General features: G+C 29.4%; 19 protein-coding genes. 9 read left to right on the forward strand and 10 right to left on the reverse strand.

All coding sequences use genetic code 11. The features are described 5' to 3' along the window. Positions 1–73 precede the first annotated feature (73 nt). Positions 74–1462: a glycoside hydrolase family 71/99-like protein gene (locus BVC87_RS16960; protein WP_075343598.1), complete on the reverse strand. Its 1389-nt coding sequence runs from the start codon at positions 1460–1462 to the stop codon at positions 74–76. Between the two features lie 105 nt (positions 1463–1567). Here BVC87_RS16960 and rlmH point away from each other — a divergent pair, with 105 nt between their 5' ends. Beyond that, complete coding sequence (gene rlmH, locus BVC87_RS16965; RefSeq protein ID WP_075343599.1) at positions 1568–2041, forward strand: 23S rRNA (pseudouridine(1915)-N(3))-methyltransferase RlmH; 474 nt, start codon at positions 1568–1570, stop codon at positions 2039–2041. Between the two features lie 89 nt (positions 2042–2130). Here the strand turns inward: rlmH and BVC87_RS16970 are convergent, their stop codons facing one another. The 3 genes from BVC87_RS16970 to BVC87_RS16980 all read right to left on the reverse strand — a co-directional run bounded on the left by BVC87_RS16970 (position 2131) and on the right by BVC87_RS16980 (position 6138). Beyond that, entirely contained in the window at positions 2131–3480 is a 1350-nt protein-coding gene (locus BVC87_RS16970; protein WP_075343600.1) for a S8 family serine peptidase, read from the reverse strand. Positions 3481–3584: 104 nt separating this feature from the next. Further along, complete coding sequence (locus tag BVC87_RS16975; protein ID WP_075343601.1) at positions 3585–4304, reverse strand: hypothetical protein; 720 nt, start codon at positions 4302–4304, stop codon at positions 3585–3587. A gap of 346 nt (positions 4305–4650) precedes the next feature. Continuing rightward, positions 4651–6138 carry a hypothetical protein gene (locus tag BVC87_RS16980; RefSeq protein ID WP_075343602.1) on the reverse strand — a complete coding sequence of 496 codons (1488 nt, stop codon included), beginning with the start codon at positions 6136–6138 and terminating at the stop codon, positions 4651–4653. A gap of 133 nt (positions 6139–6271) precedes the next feature. Between BVC87_RS16980 and BVC87_RS16985 the strand changes: the two genes are divergently transcribed. The 6 genes from BVC87_RS16985 to BVC87_RS17010 all read left to right on the forward strand — a co-directional run bounded on the left by BVC87_RS16985 (position 6272) and on the right by BVC87_RS17010 (position 10984). After that, entirely contained in the window at positions 6272–6850 is a 579-nt protein-coding gene (locus tag BVC87_RS16985; RefSeq protein WP_075343603.1) for a non-canonical purine NTP diphosphatase, read from the forward strand. Positions 6851–6856: 6 nt separating this feature from the next. Continuing rightward, on the forward strand, positions 6857–7885 hold the full coding sequence (locus BVC87_RS16990; RefSeq protein ID WP_075343648.1) for a FecCD family ABC transporter permease: 1029 nt from the start codon (positions 6857–6859) through the stop codon (positions 7883–7885). Positions 7886–7994: 109 nt separating this feature from the next. Then, positions 7995–8699: an ABC transporter ATP-binding protein gene (locus BVC87_RS16995; protein ID WP_317041741.1), complete on the forward strand. Its 705-nt coding sequence runs from the start codon at positions 7995–7997 to the stop codon at positions 8697–8699. Positions 8700–8927: 228 nt separating this feature from the next. Continuing rightward, on the forward strand, positions 8928–9293 hold the full coding sequence (locus BVC87_RS17000) for an IPT/TIG domain-containing protein (RefSeq protein ID WP_075343605.1): 366 nt from the start codon (positions 8928–8930) through the stop codon (positions 9291–9293). Positions 9294–9510: 217 nt separating this feature from the next. After that, on the forward strand, positions 9511–10545 hold the full coding sequence (locus BVC87_RS17005; RefSeq protein WP_075343606.1) for a M28 family metallopeptidase: 1035 nt from the start codon (positions 9511–9513) through the stop codon (positions 10543–10545). Positions 10546–10621: 76 nt separating this feature from the next. Next, on the forward strand, positions 10622–10984 hold the full coding sequence (locus BVC87_RS17010; RefSeq protein WP_075343607.1) for a DUF1304 domain-containing protein: 363 nt from the start codon (positions 10622–10624) through the stop codon (positions 10982–10984). A gap of 75 nt (positions 10985–11059) precedes the next feature. Here BVC87_RS17010 and BVC87_RS17015 read toward each other — a convergent pair whose 3' ends face one another. The 5 genes from BVC87_RS17015 to BVC87_RS17035 form a co-directional block, all read right to left on the reverse strand. Then, positions 11060–11860: a DNA alkylation repair protein gene (locus BVC87_RS17015; protein WP_075343608.1), complete on the reverse strand. Its 801-nt coding sequence runs from the start codon at positions 11858–11860 to the stop codon at positions 11060–11062. A 65-nt stretch (positions 11861–11925) separates the two neighbouring features. After that, complete coding sequence (locus BVC87_RS17020) at positions 11926–12837, reverse strand: SRPBCC family protein (protein ID WP_159439377.1); 912 nt, start codon at positions 12835–12837, stop codon at positions 11926–11928. Positions 12838–12911: 74 nt separating this feature from the next. After that, a complete protein-coding gene (locus BVC87_RS17025; RefSeq protein WP_075343610.1) occupies positions 12912–13364 on the reverse strand; it encodes a DUF1569 domain-containing protein in 453 nt (150 codons plus the stop codon). A gap of 17 nt (positions 13365–13381) precedes the next feature. Further along, on the reverse strand, positions 13382–14383 hold the full coding sequence (holA, locus tag BVC87_RS17030; protein WP_075343611.1) for a DNA polymerase III subunit delta: 1002 nt from the start codon (positions 14381–14383) through the stop codon (positions 13382–13384). A 5-nt stretch (positions 14384–14388) separates the two neighbouring features. Then, the gene (locus BVC87_RS17035) at positions 14389–14772 is read right to left on the reverse strand and encodes a DUF4345 domain-containing protein (protein ID WP_075343612.1); all 384 of its coding nucleotides are present in this window, start codon (positions 14770–14772) and stop codon (positions 14389–14391) included. 40 nt (positions 14773–14812) lie between these two features. Here BVC87_RS17035 and BVC87_RS17040 point away from each other — a divergent pair, with 40 nt between their 5' ends. After that, positions 14813–15256 (forward strand): type I restriction enzyme HsdR N-terminal domain-containing protein, encoded by a 444-nt coding sequence (locus BVC87_RS17040; protein ID WP_075343613.1) that lies wholly within the window; start codon positions 14813–14815, stop codon positions 15254–15256. A 16-nt stretch (positions 15257–15272) separates the two neighbouring features. On the opposite strand, the gene BVC87_RS17045 is transcribed toward BVC87_RS17040, so the two are convergent. Further along, the gene (locus tag BVC87_RS17045) at positions 15273–15974 is read right to left on the reverse strand and encodes a response regulator transcription factor (protein WP_075343614.1); all 702 of its coding nucleotides are present in this window, start codon (positions 15972–15974) and stop codon (positions 15273–15275) included. Between the two features lie 205 nt (positions 15975–16179). Between BVC87_RS17045 and BVC87_RS17050 the strand changes: the two genes are divergently transcribed. Further along, on the forward strand, positions 16180–17178 hold the full coding sequence (locus BVC87_RS17050) for a glycosyltransferase family 2 protein (RefSeq protein WP_075343615.1): 999 nt from the start codon (positions 16180–16182) through the stop codon (positions 17176–17178). Positions 17179–17200: the final 22 nt, after the last annotated feature.

The raw sequence follows: 17200 nt of genomic DNA on the forward strand, positions 1-17200 counted from the left end.
GTATGTAATTGTAAAAATAATATTTTAAATACAACCAAATGCATATTCTCAAGAACAACTCATAACATAGAAGTTACAAATAATAATCTCCGTAATAAATTAATAGTACACTTACAAGCAATCTTGCTCTTTTAAGCCTACCTCTCATAGCATATTTATATGCTCTATTGGCTAAGAACTGTACAAATTTCTTTTTAGGATACTGTTTCTTTATTTTATAGATGTAATAAGGAATTCTTAAATCTCTTGGTTTGTAAGAAACTCCTGTAAGTTTCTGCAATTGTTTTAAATATTTATACCCAAATTCATTTGTTGGTTCTACCATTGTACCTTCTCCAAAATCATTCCAAGTAGCAACTTGTATAAAATCAACTGGGTGTCTTCTTGACTTTAAAAAGGTTTCTTTTAACGGCTTTCCTTTTGAATGCTCAATAATCCAAGAATTTGATAAAGGTGACTTCCATCCTCCTTCCACATAAAAGTCATGGAAACCAGGATAAGAAACACCTCCAATTATATCATTATCAAAATCAACATTGTAATTGTAATAACCGTCAAGAGTCATTAGATGGTCTTTATCAATCCATGCAAATTCTCCTTTTGTATTTTCACTACCTATAATATCTTGAGAGTTCCATAATGGTAATACATTATATTCCTTTTTCATTGACCTTAAAATCTGAGTCCAATCTTCTTTTTCGGTAATATAATTAGGACCAAATATCATTAACAATTCTTTGTTATTAATTCTAATATAGTTTCCCATATCAAAATAGGCACTTTCAATATATTGTAAATCGTTTTTAGCCTGAGAGATTTGAATTTGGGATAATCCTCTACCTTGTTCATGAACTACTCGATCTTCATACATCACAGCAAATTCCATATCTGTCTTATTCAACTCCTTTAGAAAACTTTCCATACCTTCTTTGATATTATTAAAATCCCGTACATCTCGTATACCATACCAGTCGAAAATAACACCATCAATACCACTTAATTTCATCAATAATAAATGGTACTGCTGTAAGTCTTTATCATTTGTTGAATAAGGACCTATTTTAGGATAATAATAAGAAGCTATTTGTCGTTCTCCATTTGAGTTTATATAGTCTGGATTCTGATTGGTCATTGTCCAATGTTGTCCCCAATACCCATCAATTTCTTTACTTTGAAACCAAGGCATATAATGAACATACACAGGTTTTTTCACTTGTCTTTTTTCTAAAGAAGCTTTAGATTGTAATTCTTGAATTGGCACTGATAATTCTTCCGAAATTACCGCTTCTAACTCAGGCATATTGTTCTCGGAATACCATTTCTCATAAGGTTTTAAGCTATTTTCTTTAACTTCTTTTTCGGTTTTCGAATTTTCTTCAAGAAATTCATTTGTTTCACATGCTGTTAAGATAAAAACACTTATGCCTAACAACAATAATTTTCGGGGGGCATTTTTAATCATTGCTTTATAATCAACTATTTACGCCGATAAAATTATTTAATTCTATTTTAGTAATTCATAGGATTATCCCTATTTTTTGATGTAGTTTTGCGGGAAATTATTTTTATGAAAATCAAGTTACTAGCCATAGGAAAAACAGATGACAAAAGCTTAACTCAGTTAATTGATGTCTATCAAAAAAGGCTAAAACATTATATAAAATTTGACATTGAAATCATTCCTGACATTAAAAATGCTAAAAACCTTTCTGAAGAACAACAAAAGGAAAAAGAAGGTGAATTGATTCTTTCTAAACTTCAAAATACAGATCAATTACTACTTTTAGATGATAAGGGTAAACAATATACATCTATTGAATTTTCTCAATTTTTACAGAAAAAAATGAATACTGGTATAAAACAATTAGTTTTAGTGATTGGTGGTCCATATGGTTTTTCTGATGCTGTGTATGCAAAAGCTAACGGAAAATTATCATTATCTAAAATGACTTTTTCCCATCAAATGATTCGTCTATTTATTGTAGAACAAATTTATAGAGGGTTTACCATCTTAAGAAATGAGCCCTACCATCACGAATAAATAAAGTACCTGATTTTTTATTAGAAAATCAGATACTTTACAATTTATATTAGTACAAAATAAAGTGCTATTGCAAATAAGAGTAAACCTTATTTAACAATAAGTTTTGTGGTTTGAGTAATTTGGTCAGATTTTAAACGAATAATGTAGAGCCCTTTTAGAATCCCTTTAAGCTTAATTGTTAGATTGTTAATTCCCTGCTGTATTTTGGGTGTTTGTTTAAAAATTACCCTACCATCTAGCCCTATAACATCTAGATGCGCTTTAGTAGTAGCGTTAGATTCTATTTGTAGATTAGTAATATCGTTAGTTGGATTCGGATAGGTTGAAATAATTCGCATAGATTCAAAAATAGTTTTATATAAATATTCTTCATTAAAAGTGTTACATAGTAATTTCATGCTATTAAAAGCATTTATACGACCTTCTGTAACTGTTAGATTAATAAAATCAGTAAGGTCGTCAGTGCCATTTAGTATTACTGATTTTAGTAAAGAGGCTGTCTTAGCAGGATGATTTCTCACATCTTGATGAAAACTGTCAGAGGGTAAAAGGTATAATAAACCTATAATACCAGTAACATAAGGGGCTGCAGCTGAAGTTCCTTCAAAATAGCCGTAATCACCAGTATTTAAAGTTGTATAACTACTATTTCCAGGGGCTGCTAAATCCACAGAGTTACGACCAAAACCCGCATCATAAATTTTTTCATCGTTTACATTAGAGTTTGTAACTGTAATTAAATAATCGCTTTGACATGTGGTAGGCATATCTCCTAATACGTCAACATCAATATTATTATTAGGTACTGAGTGGATCGTTAAGATTCCTACACTTCCTAATTTATCATACATGGCACACCATTGAGGATAATCCGAAGCCCAAAGAAAATCTTTACCCCAAGAACAATTTATAGCTACAATAAAAGCTCCTTTTGCTCCATTAGAGTCATTATATACTTTACGCATATTATATGCATAATCTAATGACTTTATAATTGAAGTTACACACTCCCCTTTTACAAGGTTCATTAATTTTACATTAGGGCAAATTCCTTTTATACCAAGTTTATTTGTATGATCTGCTCCTATAATTCCATTAATGGGAGTTCCGTGCCAACTTCCTATACCATAATTGCTAATATCATTGGTGTTTTCTTTAAAATTCCAGCCGCTTACATCATCAATAAATCCGTTTTGATCATCATCAATATTATTATTTGGGATCTCATTCTCATTTATCCAAAAACTTTTTTTTAAATCATTGTGATTAACATTAACTCCTCCATCTATTATAGCTATAACAGGTGTTTGGGAGATGTTGTACTTATGAGATGATATAACCTTAGCAGCTGCGGGATAATCGATAAGATTGAGATTGTTTTGTGCACCAACATAAAAAAATTGAAGCAGAATCAGAATGAAAACCGATTTTCTCATTTTTGTGTTGTAGTGTATGTAACTAAATGTCAAGTATTAATTAATTATAGTTAAAAAACACCAGTCTTATGTTAAAGACTGGCGCTAAATCAAAATAGTTATTCCTATGGTTCGAAACTATAGGTATATGCACTACTCTTTTTCGTTTTCACTCTTAGTTTAAATTGATGGCAAATGCTTCTTTGCTCATTAACTACATCTTTATTTTTTAGTTTTTTCCATGCCGCAATTATAGAAGACCAACTACTAGTAGAATATGGTTTGTACTCTAAACCTATGTAAACTCTTCTAGTTACGCTATGTCTTGTAATAAAAGCTACATGATCTATATCTTGATCACTAGTGTGTGTGTATACACTCCAAGATGCTCTGTAATCGTTATTCTCTGGATGTAAAAAAGTTATTGCTACATTTTTTATACCACTGTTTAAATTTTTTGAAATGGTCTCAAAATTAATTTCAGGAGCATTTACAGCTATGGCTTGTGCATCACTTTCAATATATCCATTTGTTTCTTCTTCATCAGCCACATTAATATTTGTTAAAACTTCAGCAGTTGTTTTTCCAATAGGAACTGGAATTATTTTAAAATTATCTTTTGAATAATTCTCTACTATAGAAGGATCATCTGCTGACACTCGCATCACTATGGAGTTTTCCTTTGATTCATCAAATATTGTAATATCTTTAATATAAGTAGTTTGTTGATTGGTGTCATCTAGATTTAATTCTGGTTCATTTTCACTTGAACATGAAGCTAGCATTAAAACCACTGACATAGCAAAGAACAGTAATCCTCTAAAAAAGAATTGTTTAATTTTCATAATAAGTTTGATTTAAAAGGTTGGTTAATTACTATTTTTTATTTGTAGTTTCTTTTAATGGATAGACTACTTGGAGAAAAATAAAAAGACCTTAACTTCCATACCATAAAGAACCTTGTTCCGTTTGGCAAACAATAATCTTAAATTTTTAGGCCATATATAATCAAGCTTTTGGGGTAAATTTGAGGTTGTTATATTCTAGTTAGCTAAAAATACATTTTAATCATTTTCAATGCATTACACAAAAGTGTAGTTTTAAGATCTAGATTAAAGAAAATAAAAGCTAATACTTGAACTTAGATCAACTACTCTAACACCATGCTTATCATAAATTAGCACAGCTTATTTATTTCTCCAATGATATTTTATATAGTTTGGATGTACCATAAAAACCTTCATAACTAAACACTTCTTCTTTTTTAAACTCTTCAAAATTTACAGTCAAATTAGAGGCTGTTATTTTCTCCTTATTCAGTATCTCAGGCTTACCCAATACATCTGTATATACTTCCTTTTCATCTTTAAGTAGTTGTATCAATTTTTCTGATGTTAGCTTTCTATATAATAGAATATTTGAAGCATCATTTATTCCTGTTTTGTAATAATACTGGTTTTTAGCTTCATGATTTTTTATAATAAAAAGACTCTTAGGGTGTAATGCCATATAATCCACTAAAGCAGTATCGTTATAATAACTATAAATTCTATTCGGCAAAATAGCAAAACAAAAGTTCCATATGCATAAAAAAAGTGCTACCCTCTTTAAGAAAGTAATATCTACTTTATATTGAATTACTACAAACAAAACCAACAAAAATGGCAGCATTACCATAAACTCTACATTACCATAATTGTAAAAAGCAAAAAGGTAGTTTGTTATGAAAATATATAAATGAATCTTTAGAAACAAAGACAACGAATGCTCTCTTTTTATAAAGACATTCTCCTTTTTAAAAGCACGCTTAATTAATGTAAAAATAATTAAAACACATATCATAAAAGGTACTGCATATAACCAATTTCTCTGTATTAAATAATATATATTGGGATGGATTTGTATATAAGTTCGAATAGTATTTAAAGCTTGAAAGAAAAAGCCTTTCCATCCAAAATCAGTTTGTACTGTTCCTTTGTAAAAATCATGAAAAACAAAATGGGATAGATTATTAAAATTCAAATCCTGATTTTCATAAAACACGACTACTAGAATATAAGATAAAGGCACTAAAAAAGCAGGTAAAATGTACAAAAGAAGTGTCTTAAATTTTTTTGTGTATTGATAACATCCTACTCCTAAACCTAACCACCCAAAAAAATGTATTTGATGAAACAAACAAGCTATAACTCCAAAAAAACTAGATAGCAACAAATATCTGTCTCTTAACTTTAACTGATATAACAAAAACTGAAATGAACCTAATAATGAAAATGTAATAGGAACAATATAAGTTTCGTTTTCGGTACCATATCTCCATAAACTAAAGCTAAATGCTACTATTGCCACATACATATTCTTTGAAACCTTATCAACTTTCAAATAAGAGAGTATTTTATATAAAACAACCAGATTTAGCAGCTGAAATACACTGTTTGTTATTTTTCCTAACCATAGTACATCCACATAAAACCCTAAATATTCCAGAGCTTTTGATAAGGCATAAATAAGCACATTACTAAATAAATGATGTGGCGTAAACAAGAAGAAATTATGCTTTACATAACCTGCATAAGCATAGGCATCTAAAGATGAATTTTGTGTAGGAAAACACAGATATAAAACAGCTATAACAACGAATAACAAAACTGTGCTTTTATTTTTTAAAATACTATTCATGTATAGATAATAGAATATAGAAATCTTTAGGTAAAAGTATCAAAATAGAGATACATAACTAATAAACTTTTAAGTTTTGCTGCTTTAAATCCTTAAACTTTCTAACTTTACCCTGTAAAATTTTAACTCATATATGAAACTAGTTTTTGCGACAAACAATCCTGGCAAACTAAAAGAGGTTCAAGAGATATTACCCAATAGCATTGAATTGCTATCATTAAAAGATATTGGTTGTGATGAGGAAATTGAAGAAACTGCTTCTACACTAGAAGGAAATGCTCAAATTAAAGCAAACCATATTACCGAAAACTATGGATATAATTGTTTTGCTGATGATACTGGTTTAGAAGTCGAAATATTAAATGGAGAACCTGGGGTATATTCTGCTCGTTATGCTGGTGAACCTGCCAATGCAGAAAATAATATGAACAAACTTTTAAACAGTTTAAAAACAAAAGAAAATAGAAAGGCTCGATTTAGAACATCTATTTGCTTGAATTTAAATGGAGAACAATTCTTATTTGATGGTATATGCAAAGGCAATATTTTAACTCAAAAACAAGGCGAAAAAGGTTTTGGTTATGATCCTATTTTTCAACCTGAAGGCTTCATAAAATCTTTTGCTGAAATGAGTTCTAATGAAAAAAATAAAATTAGTCACAGAGGTTTAGCAATACAAGAACTAGTGAAATTTTTAAAAGATTTTAAATAATTGAATATTGATCGTCAGACATATCGAATTCAATTTATAATACTAATCTTCTTATTATTAGTGTTTAGTGGCATAAATCTAAGTTTAGGATCTGTACAAATCCCTTTCAAAGAAATTATACATACACTTTTTGGAGGATCTCCATTAAAAACAAGCTGGGAAACTATTATCATAAACTATAGACTTCCAAAAACTATTACAGCTATTTTAGTAGGCTCAGGACTCTCGATAAGTGGTTTATTAATGCAAACGTTATTTAGAAATCCTTTAGCCGGCCCTTTTGTTCTAGGAATTTCATCAGGAGCAAGTTTAGGTGTTGCTGTTTTTTTACTAGGTTCAGGCTTCTTTGGTAGTTTTTTTACAATAACTAGTTTTTATAATATCGGGTTATCTATAGCTTCTAGTATAGGTTCTTTTTTAGTTCTTTTAGCTATAATTATTGCTGCAAATAAAGTAAGAAATACAATGTCTATACTCATTATTGGTTTAATGTTTGGCTCTCTAGCTTCTGCTATAATAAGCATCTTATCATTCTTTAGCGAAGCAGACCAAATACAGCAATATGTATTTTGGAATTTTGGAAGTTTAGGAAATTTAACCTGGAACGAACTTAGTATATTAGGTATTGTATTTATTATAACCTTAATATGCTTACTACTAACTATAAAACCTTTAAATAGTTTTTTATTGGGTGAAAACTATGCCAAAAGTTTAGGGATTAACACTAAAAAAAGCAGAAATATAATATTAATCATTACAAGTATTCTAACGGGTATTATTACTTCTTTTGCAGGACCTATTGCTTTTATTGGTTTATCCGTTCCTCATATTACTAAATTAGTATTTAGAACCTCTAATCATAAAATACTTCTTCCGGCAGTAGCTATGATAGGAGCAATTATTTTATTACTTTGTGATACTGTAGCTCAGATACCTAACAATGAATTCACATTACCTATAAATGCGATTACTTCTTTATTTGGTGCTCCAGTTGTAATTTGGTTATTGATTAGAAAAAAGAAAATTTACGTTTAAATAAAAGCTAAAAACTAACATAGAAACACAAGAAAAACATAGCATTCAAAGTAAAGAGCTAACTATTGGTTATCGATCTAAAAAACAAGATCAAATCATAGCTTCTAATATCAATTTTAGTCTTAAAAAAGGCAAGTTTGTTGGTTTATTGGGTAAAAATGGTTCAGGAAAATCTACATTACTTAGGACATTAAGCAATGTTCAACCTTCCTTACATGGTTCATTTTCTATTTTAGGTAAAAATAGTACTACTTATACCTCATTAGAATTAGCAAAAGTATTAGGAGTTGTATTAACCGAAAGATTGCCCGAAAGCCAGCTCACCGTATTTGAAATTGTAGCCCTTGGAAGACAACCTTACACAAATTGGTTAGATCAGTTATCTGAAATAGATATTCAAAAAATTAATTGGGCTTTAAAACTTACAAATACACTTCATTTAAAAAACAAATACTTTTACACTCTTAGTGATGGACAGTTACAACGTGTACTCATTGCCAGAGTTCTGGCTCAAGATACCGAAATTATCATTTTAGATGAGCCTACTGCTCACCTAGACATTCATCATACATACAAAGTATTTTCTTTACTTCAAAACTTAGTTAAAACTACTCAAAAAACAGTTATTATTTCTACTCATGAAGTAAATCTAGCTTTAAAACTTGCTGATGAATTTCTTTTGTTATCTGATAAACAACTTCATGCTGGTACTGCAAATGAATTAATCAAACAAAATGCTTTTTCTTCTCTATTCCCTAAAGATCTCATAGGGTTCGATAAAGATTTACAACAATTCATTATTAATAAGCATTAGAGGAATTAACATTCTTTCTAAAAGTTTTAATTCTTAAATCACAAATACTTTTACTAATAAAAGTTTAAGTGAATGCCATAAAATATCGATTACTTAAGATGAATGGAATCTCTTTTTTTGTTAAAATACGCGACAAAAAAGCGTTAATGAATTCAAAAAAGAGTAACTATATCTAGGTTATTACAGGTTTAAATAGTTCTAATTATATAACTACTAAAATTATAATCAATGAAAAAATTAAATCAAATGAAAACCATTGGTTTAGTGTTAATGTTCTCTTTTTTGTTCATCATAAGCTGTAATAAAAATAATGAAGTTGTAACTAAGCCAGAAGCAAGACCAAGTATTTCTAAAATTACACCTACACAAGGTGCCGTAGGAACTATAGTGAAAATTATGGGGGAAAACTTTGGTAAAGATAAAACCATAATCAAATTTTACTTTAATGCAAAAGAAGCTGAATTAGTTAAAGTTTTAGACACTGAACTTGAAGTAAAAGTACCTATAGGTGCTACTACTGGTAAAGTTTCAATAGAAATGAATAAAAATAAAGTTAACGGTCCAAAGTTCACTGTTACTAAAGCTGTGAAATAACTTTTATACTTTGCTTAACTAGTTTCTATTATTACTATTTTCTTTCCTCAAATTTCTCTTAACTTGAGGAAAGGTTTTCTGTTTTATTGAAAATTTTAGTCTAACAAAAGTTGTAAACTAGCTTATAAATAATAGTAGTTAAATTTCATTTCTGTAAATTTGTTTTTCATACACAACTTAATTCCCCTAACTAAATACAGAAAACATAGTTATTAGAATGAAAAAACTGGTCTACTTGATGTGGTCTATCACCATACTGGCTTGTAGTAGTAGTCAAAATGCTACAACATCCAAAAATATTAACCGTAAAGCATCCTCAGAAAGTTATGCTCAAACAATTACTGCTGAAGATTTAAAAACACATCTTTATGTCTATGCCTCTGATGATTTTGAAGGTAGAAATACAGGAGAGCAAGGACAAAAAAAAGCAGTAAACTATCTTAAAGATTTTTATATTTCACAAGAAATAAAATCTCCACTGGGAGAAGACACCTACTTTCAACATGTTCCTTCTGCTTTTCTAAATAAAAAACGTAGACGTTTTCAATTAAAAGATTCTGAAAATGTTTTGGCCTATATTAAAGGAACTGAGAAGCCTGATGAAATTGTTGTTATTTCCGCACACTTAGATCATGAGGGTATTAAAAATGGAAAAATTTATAATGGTGCAGACGATGATGGTTCTGGAACCGTAGCTATTTTAGAAATAGCACAAGCATTTAAAAAAGCTGCAAAAGAAGGTAATGGTCCCAAAAGATCAATCTTATTCTTACATGTAACAGGAGAAGAAAAAGGACTACTAGGATCTAAATATTATACAGAAAATCCTGTTTTTCCTTTGAAAAATACAGTAACTGATTTAAATATTGATATGATTGGTAGAGTTGATGATCGCCATAAAGAAGACCCGAATTATATCTATTTGATTGGATCTGATAGATTAAGTACTGAGCTTCATAATTTATCCGAAGAAGTAAATACTAAATACACCAATATAAAGTTAAATTACAGATACAATCGCAAGAGCGATCCAAATTTATTTTACTATCGTTCAGATCATTATAATTTCGCTAAACATAACATACCTGTTATTTTCTATTTTAATGGAATTCATGCTGATTATCATAAACCAACAGATACTCCTGATAAAATCAATTATGAGTTGTTAGAAAAAAGAACTCGTTTAATTTTCCACACTGCTTGGGAGGTTGCTAATAGAGAAAATCGTTTAATTGTGGATAAAGCAAACTAAATAGTATTAGAAACATACAATTAAAAACTCGCTGAATCGCGAGTTTTTTTTATTTTTAACAGAAACTAATCAACTTATGGAAGTACTCATCAAAATACTTATTGGAATCATTGCCGTATTCCATCTTTACATTTTATGGTTTGAAATGTTTGCTTGGGAAACTAGAGGACGAAAAGTTTTTAGAAACTTCCCTAGCGACTTATTTCCCAAAACGAAAACTTTAGCGGCAAACCAAGGATTATACAACGGTTTTTTAGCTGCAGGTTTAATTTGGACTTTTTTTATCAGTAATCTAGAATGGAGAACTAATATTTCTATATTCTTTTTAGCTTGTGTTGCAATTGCTGGTATTTATGGTGCATATTCAGCAAGTAAAAAAATATTTTTTGTGCAAGGCTTACCTGCTATAATAGCTTTAGTATTGATTCTATTGAAGTAAACTCTGTCATTATAAAATCTATTAATTTGATGTAATTTATACAAAATTGCTTCATAAGATTTGTAATGACATTTATTATTTGTTTATTGTTCGTAATCCCCTTTTTATTATATAAGCTGTTTCTTTTGTATTAGATTCAATTTCCCATTGTTTACATACAGAAACTACCCAATCTGACTTAGACTTACTGGCATCATTTAACCAATTCGCCACTGCATCTCTTACATATTTAGAACTATCTGACTTCAAAGGCTCCAATAATGACATACCTTTTTCTGGATTTTCCTGAAACTCAGCTATCTTTTTAGTCCAAACACCAACAGGGCGTAGCGCTTCTACAGCAAATCTTCTAATATTTTCATCTTCACTAGAGGTCCATTTTGTTAGTATAGAAATAGCTATATCTAAATCGGTAATCATTCGTTCTTTAGTTGCAAAAATCACTACTTCTCTTACTCCAAAGTGAGAATCTGCAGCGTATTGTTGCATTATTGGTAATAACTCAACAACTTCATCATAATGTAAACTTTCTGCCCAACACGACCAACATCTAACCACATCCGAAGTATGAGCTTTCAATTTTTCATATACTTCAATATCTTTTGTCTGAATTCCAAAAGTCTGACCAATAACTTTTGTTGTACTATTAGCCGTTGGTTTCTTTTGTGCATTAACTGCATGCTCAAAGTCAGAAAACCATGTTTCTTTTCCGATTTGTTTCAAAACTAACTGCAATAAAGCTAATTGATCAACAGCTAACCATTCTATTAGATTTTTAGTTTCTACTATTCCTTTACTTAGATATTCAACAACCTCAGGATTCAAATCTTTAGTACTTCTTGCCCCTTTTCTATTTAAAATATGTTCTGGTATCATTAATTTGATTGCAAAAAGAAGAGCATTCTCTATGGAGTTGCTCTTCGTTTTTTATTAAAATTACTTTATAAAATAGGCATACTAATATCCGTAACTAATTCTTCGGGTACAGTAGTCGATGGATCATTATGATAAACTTCTAAAGGAAAAGCTTTTTTATTTTTCTTAAACTCTTTATTTCGTTCCATCATCATGATTGCAGACCAAGCATTTCCTAAATGATCATATTTTCCTTTATGTCTAACCGTATGTACCTTATTCTTTGCTAATGTTCCATAAAAAAAGTTTTCAGGAAGATTTTCTGGTTCTGAGTTTACAGGAAATCCAGCAACATAGACCACTTTATCTTTAACTACATCAAACTTTTGATATTCAGAAAAAGGCAACCCTGAAACTTCAAGATTATTCTTTCCTATAAATTCGTTCAACTCAGTAAAGTCTTTTTCCATCGCTTTATCTATGTTAGAAAAAGGTGTTGTAGTTTTTATTCCAATAAAGTTACAGCCATCAAAATTATGATCTCCAACAAACTCTAAGTTACTATGAATTTTTCCTTCTTCAAGCTCTTCTTTTAACATTTTTAATCCTCTATCATAATCCATTCCAATGTAAATTTCCATAGACTTTTTCATCCAAAACATAAAAAACGGAAGTGAGCTATTCATTAACCAACTTACTTCGGTTCCTTCTGCAGCATCATTCAATTTAAAATATACCTTAGCTTTAGATTTCCATGGTTTTAAAAAAGTTAAATCATAATCAATTTCATTATCTTTTTCTGCTACCACTTTCATTTCTCCACTTCCTACTCGCTTTCCATCCCACTTATAATATTTTCCATCTGCTTGAAAATCTAATTTTGCTTCTGGTTCACAAATTAACCAAGGTGACCAATTTTTCCAATTATGGAAATCTGATAAAAAGGTTTTAACCTTTTCTTTTGGAGCATTAATAGTAATACTTTTTGTTACATTCATTTTTGGCATGACAATAGAATTTAGTTTTTATAAAGTTATAAAAATCATAGAAATACAATCTTTCAAAAGATAAATTAAACTCCAAATTGATTTAAGTGATGATTTATATGCTTATAAAATAGATTATTCCATTCTTCTTTGTTTAGTTTCCCGAATGAATGTGATTCTTTCCCATCAAAATGAGCTTCTCCTAATTCTTGTGTTTTTTGTATGTAACTAATCAGTTGATTTTTCTCATTTTCAAAATTACGTTCATCTGTGACTAGAAAATAAGGAGCTGTTCTTCCGTTTTTAGGATATGGTTTCTCTGAAACTACTTGATTTTTAACAAATAGTTTAATGAAAAATTTTGCAACAGCATTTGGTTTTGGATGTTTATCGGTAAATACGGTTTCATAAGACACTGAACAATGTGCCATCATTTGTCCAACATTCATTTTTCCCCAACTTGGCTGTGTTTCTGTAGTAAGATTATTAATTCTTCCAATAATCTCGTCGGTTACTTCCTTAGTAAAGATGTTTTTCATGATAAGCGTATTATGAGTTAGTGTAATATTTTAAAAATTAGTTCCTTCAAAATATCTGCTTGAGTTTGATTAGCACCAACACCTTTACTTTTAACATCTGCATCTCTTAAAAAGTTAATAATCTGAGATACCTTTCGCATTGGGTAATTTCTTGCCGCCGTCACATAATCATCAACAAAATAAGGGCTAACCCCTAAAGCTCTAGCTACTGAAGCTTTAGATTTATCTTTTAATCCATGATACATTAACATTTGTGTGAAAAAGCTATTCAACAACGAGATAGTCATTACCAATGGATTATTTTTTGGATTTTGGCTAAAATAGTTAATAATTCTATTTGCCTTTACAACATCCTTATTCCCAACAGCTTTCCTTAACTCAAAATTATTAAAATCTTTAGAAATCCCTATATTTTCTTCAATATGATTTGGATTTATTATAGTGGCCTCTGGTAACACTGAAGTTAGTTTATTTAACTCATTACTAATCTTACTTAAATCTGTTCCTAAAAACTCAACTAACATTTGAGCTGCTTTGGGTTCTATCGTATATTTCTTCCCTTTAAGCACCTTAATAATCCAGTCTCCTACTTGATTTTCGTATAATTTTTTGCTTTCAAATAATACTCCTGTTTTTGCTACAGCTTTGTATACTTTTTTTCTTTTATCGAGCTTTTTATACTTATAGTTAAAAACTAATATTGTTGATTGTTGTGGATTTGTTGCATAACTTTCTAACTTATCTATTGTTCTGCTTAAATCTTGAGCTTCTTTAACTATGATAACTTGATGCTCTGCCATCATCGGAAAACGTTTGGCAGAAGCTACAATTTCATCTATACTTACATCTCTTCCATACATTACCATTTGATTGAATCCCTTTTCAGATTCATCTAAGATTGTATTCTCTATAAAATCAGAAATTTTATCTATATAATAAGGCTCTTCTCCCATCAAAAAATAGATAGGTTTTAGTTTACCTTGTTTAATATCATCAACAATTTGTTTTACTTCATTCATACATTTTACATGTTTAAATTGCCGTATTTCTTTAGATTGTATATTCCCCACAACATGGTTAAGAATTCTAAAATTGTAGCAATTAAAAATTGAACAGATACTCCATCAACTACAATACTAATAGATCTACCAAAAGCTAATCCTTCCATAAATACAATATTAGACAATGTTGCTGATTTCCATAATTCTTCCTTCCAAACTCCTATGAGCCAAAATACTCCAAGAAAAATATATAGCCCCATAATGGCTCTAAAAATATTTTTCAATTCTAAACTCTCCACTTCAAATCCAAATACATTAGGCAATATTTTGGATGGATTAAAACCATATACGAAACTAACACAAATAACTACAACTGCTGAAATAATTAATTGAAGTTTTTTAGGCATACTTTTCTCAACTGGTATTGAATTTGATTATTTTTGATTGATGGAAAAACTAAATTTACCTTCCTACCCGTTTAGGATCAAAAGTAATGAAAAACATCACCTTATTTTTGATGAAATAAGAAAAAAATATATTGTTTTAACGCCTGAAGAATGGGTTAGACAACACTTTGTGAGATTTTTAATTGATGAAAAAAAATACCCAACTTCTTTAATTGCCATTGAGAAGCAACTCACTATTAACAATTTAAAAAAGCGAAGTGATATTTTAGTTTTTAATTCGGATGGTTCTCCTGATATTATAGTGGAATGTAAGGCTCCTAAAGTGAAAATTACACAAGCTACTTTTGATCAGATTGCTAGGTACAATTTAAAATTAGAAGCTAATTATTTAATTGTTACTAATGGCTTGCAGCATTATTTTTGTACACTAGATCACAAAAATGAAAATTATATTTTTTTAAAAGATATTCCTTCGTACAAGTAACTTGTCTAGATAAAAATTAATATCTATAATCAATTAATTTATATCCTTCTCCTCGTACATTTACGATAGATAAGTTTTCATCAAATTTCAGATACTTTCTTAACTTGGTAATATATACATCCATGCTTCTAGATGTATAATAATTGTAGTCATCCCAAATTTTAGTTAAAGCAATTTCTTTAGGCATGATGTCATTTTTATATTCATTTAAAAAACTGAGTAGTTTACTTTCCTTTGGAGTTAGCTTCCTAGGTTTTTCATTTTTAAATGTCAATTGACGTAATTTAGAATTGAAAGAAAAATTACCAATAGTTGTTTCTAACTTAACTTGATGTTGGTTATCACTATCTTTAAGTTGTAGCACTAATTTGATCTTTTGAATTAGAAGCTCAGACGAAAAAGGTTGTTTTAAACAATTATCTACCAACCCTAATTCAAAAGCTCTAATAGCATTATGTAAAACTACACCATTAGTTAAAAATATAATAGGTATTAAATTATCTACTTTTCTTATTTTATTAAGTAATAAAGAGTTATTTTTTATGACCAAGTCTTCATCGATTACACATAAATCAAATGAGTTACTTTTAAATACCGTTAATGCTTCTACAGCATCACTAGCGTAGGTTACTTGATATCCTAAAAGTGATAAATAGTCTTTTAATACCATACCAAAGTCTACATTTTTCTCAACTAGTAGTATTTTTGCATCTGTCATAAAAATTCCGTTTTCAAATTGTAGTTTCTATTCATCTGGCTTTAACATCCGACTAAAGCTCTATAGTTATACTACAAGTGAACCCTAAAAACTCCTACCTCAAAGACTAAAAAAAAACGTTTTCTTATACTATGTTAATTTTTAAGGTTTAAATTTTAAAACTTCTTTAGTTTTTAAATCATTTTATTGATGTAAGTTTGCTGACTTGAAAACAGCTGTAGTCATATTAAATTGGAATGGTAAACAACTATTAGAGCAATTTTTACCTTCTATTATTGCATTTAGCTCCGAAGAGTCAGAAGTATATGTTGCTGATAATGCATCAACAGATGATTCTATACAATACGTAAAAGAAAATTTCCCTTCAGTTCATATTGTTGTTAACAAACAAAACGGAGGATATGCAAAAGGATATAACGATGCTTTACAACATATAAATGCTGACATTTATTGTTTAATTAATTCTGATATTGAAGTTACTAAAAACTGGCTTACACCTGTTTTACAACTTTTTAAACAGGAAGAGAATACTGCTATCATTCAACCTAAACTTTTAGATTACAAAGACAAATCTAAATTTGAATATGCAGGAGCTGGTGGAGGTTATGTGGATTTTTTCGGTTATCCTTATTGTAGGGGAAGAATCTTTAATGACTTGGAAAAAGATGAAAATCAATTTAACGATACTACTGATATTTTTTGGGCTTCTGGAGCATGCTTTTTCGTAAGAAGTGCTGTTTTCCATCAATTGAATGGTTTCGATGAAGATTACTTTGCTCATCAAGAAGAAATAGATTTATGCTGGAGGGCTCAAAATGAAGGTTTTTCTGTTAAATTTGTAGGTGCTTCAACAGTATATCATGTTGGTGGTGCCACATTACAAGAATCTAATCCAACTAAAACCTATTTAAATTTTAGAAATAGTTTATTTACTATTCTTAAAAATGTACCAAGTAAATATTTGTTTACCGTTATTTTAGCTCGTTTAGTTTTAGACGGAGTAGCTGGTTTAAAATTTATAGTAGAGCTGAGACCTATCCACACATGGTCTGTATTAAAAGCACATCTAAGCTTTTATAAAAATTGCACCCGATTCATTAAGAAAAGACGTCAGATTCAACGAAAATCAAACTATAGTATTCATACTTCAGTTGTATGGCAACATTTTATTTTACAGGTACGAAAATTTTCAAATTTAAAATAGCTCTTTCATTTCAATTCTGGCT

It is taken from the genome of Tenacibaculum agarivorans (assembly GCF_001936575.1).
Taxonomy (GTDB): domain Bacteria; phylum Bacteroidota; class Bacteroidia; order Flavobacteriales; family Flavobacteriaceae; genus Polaribacter; species Polaribacter agarivorans.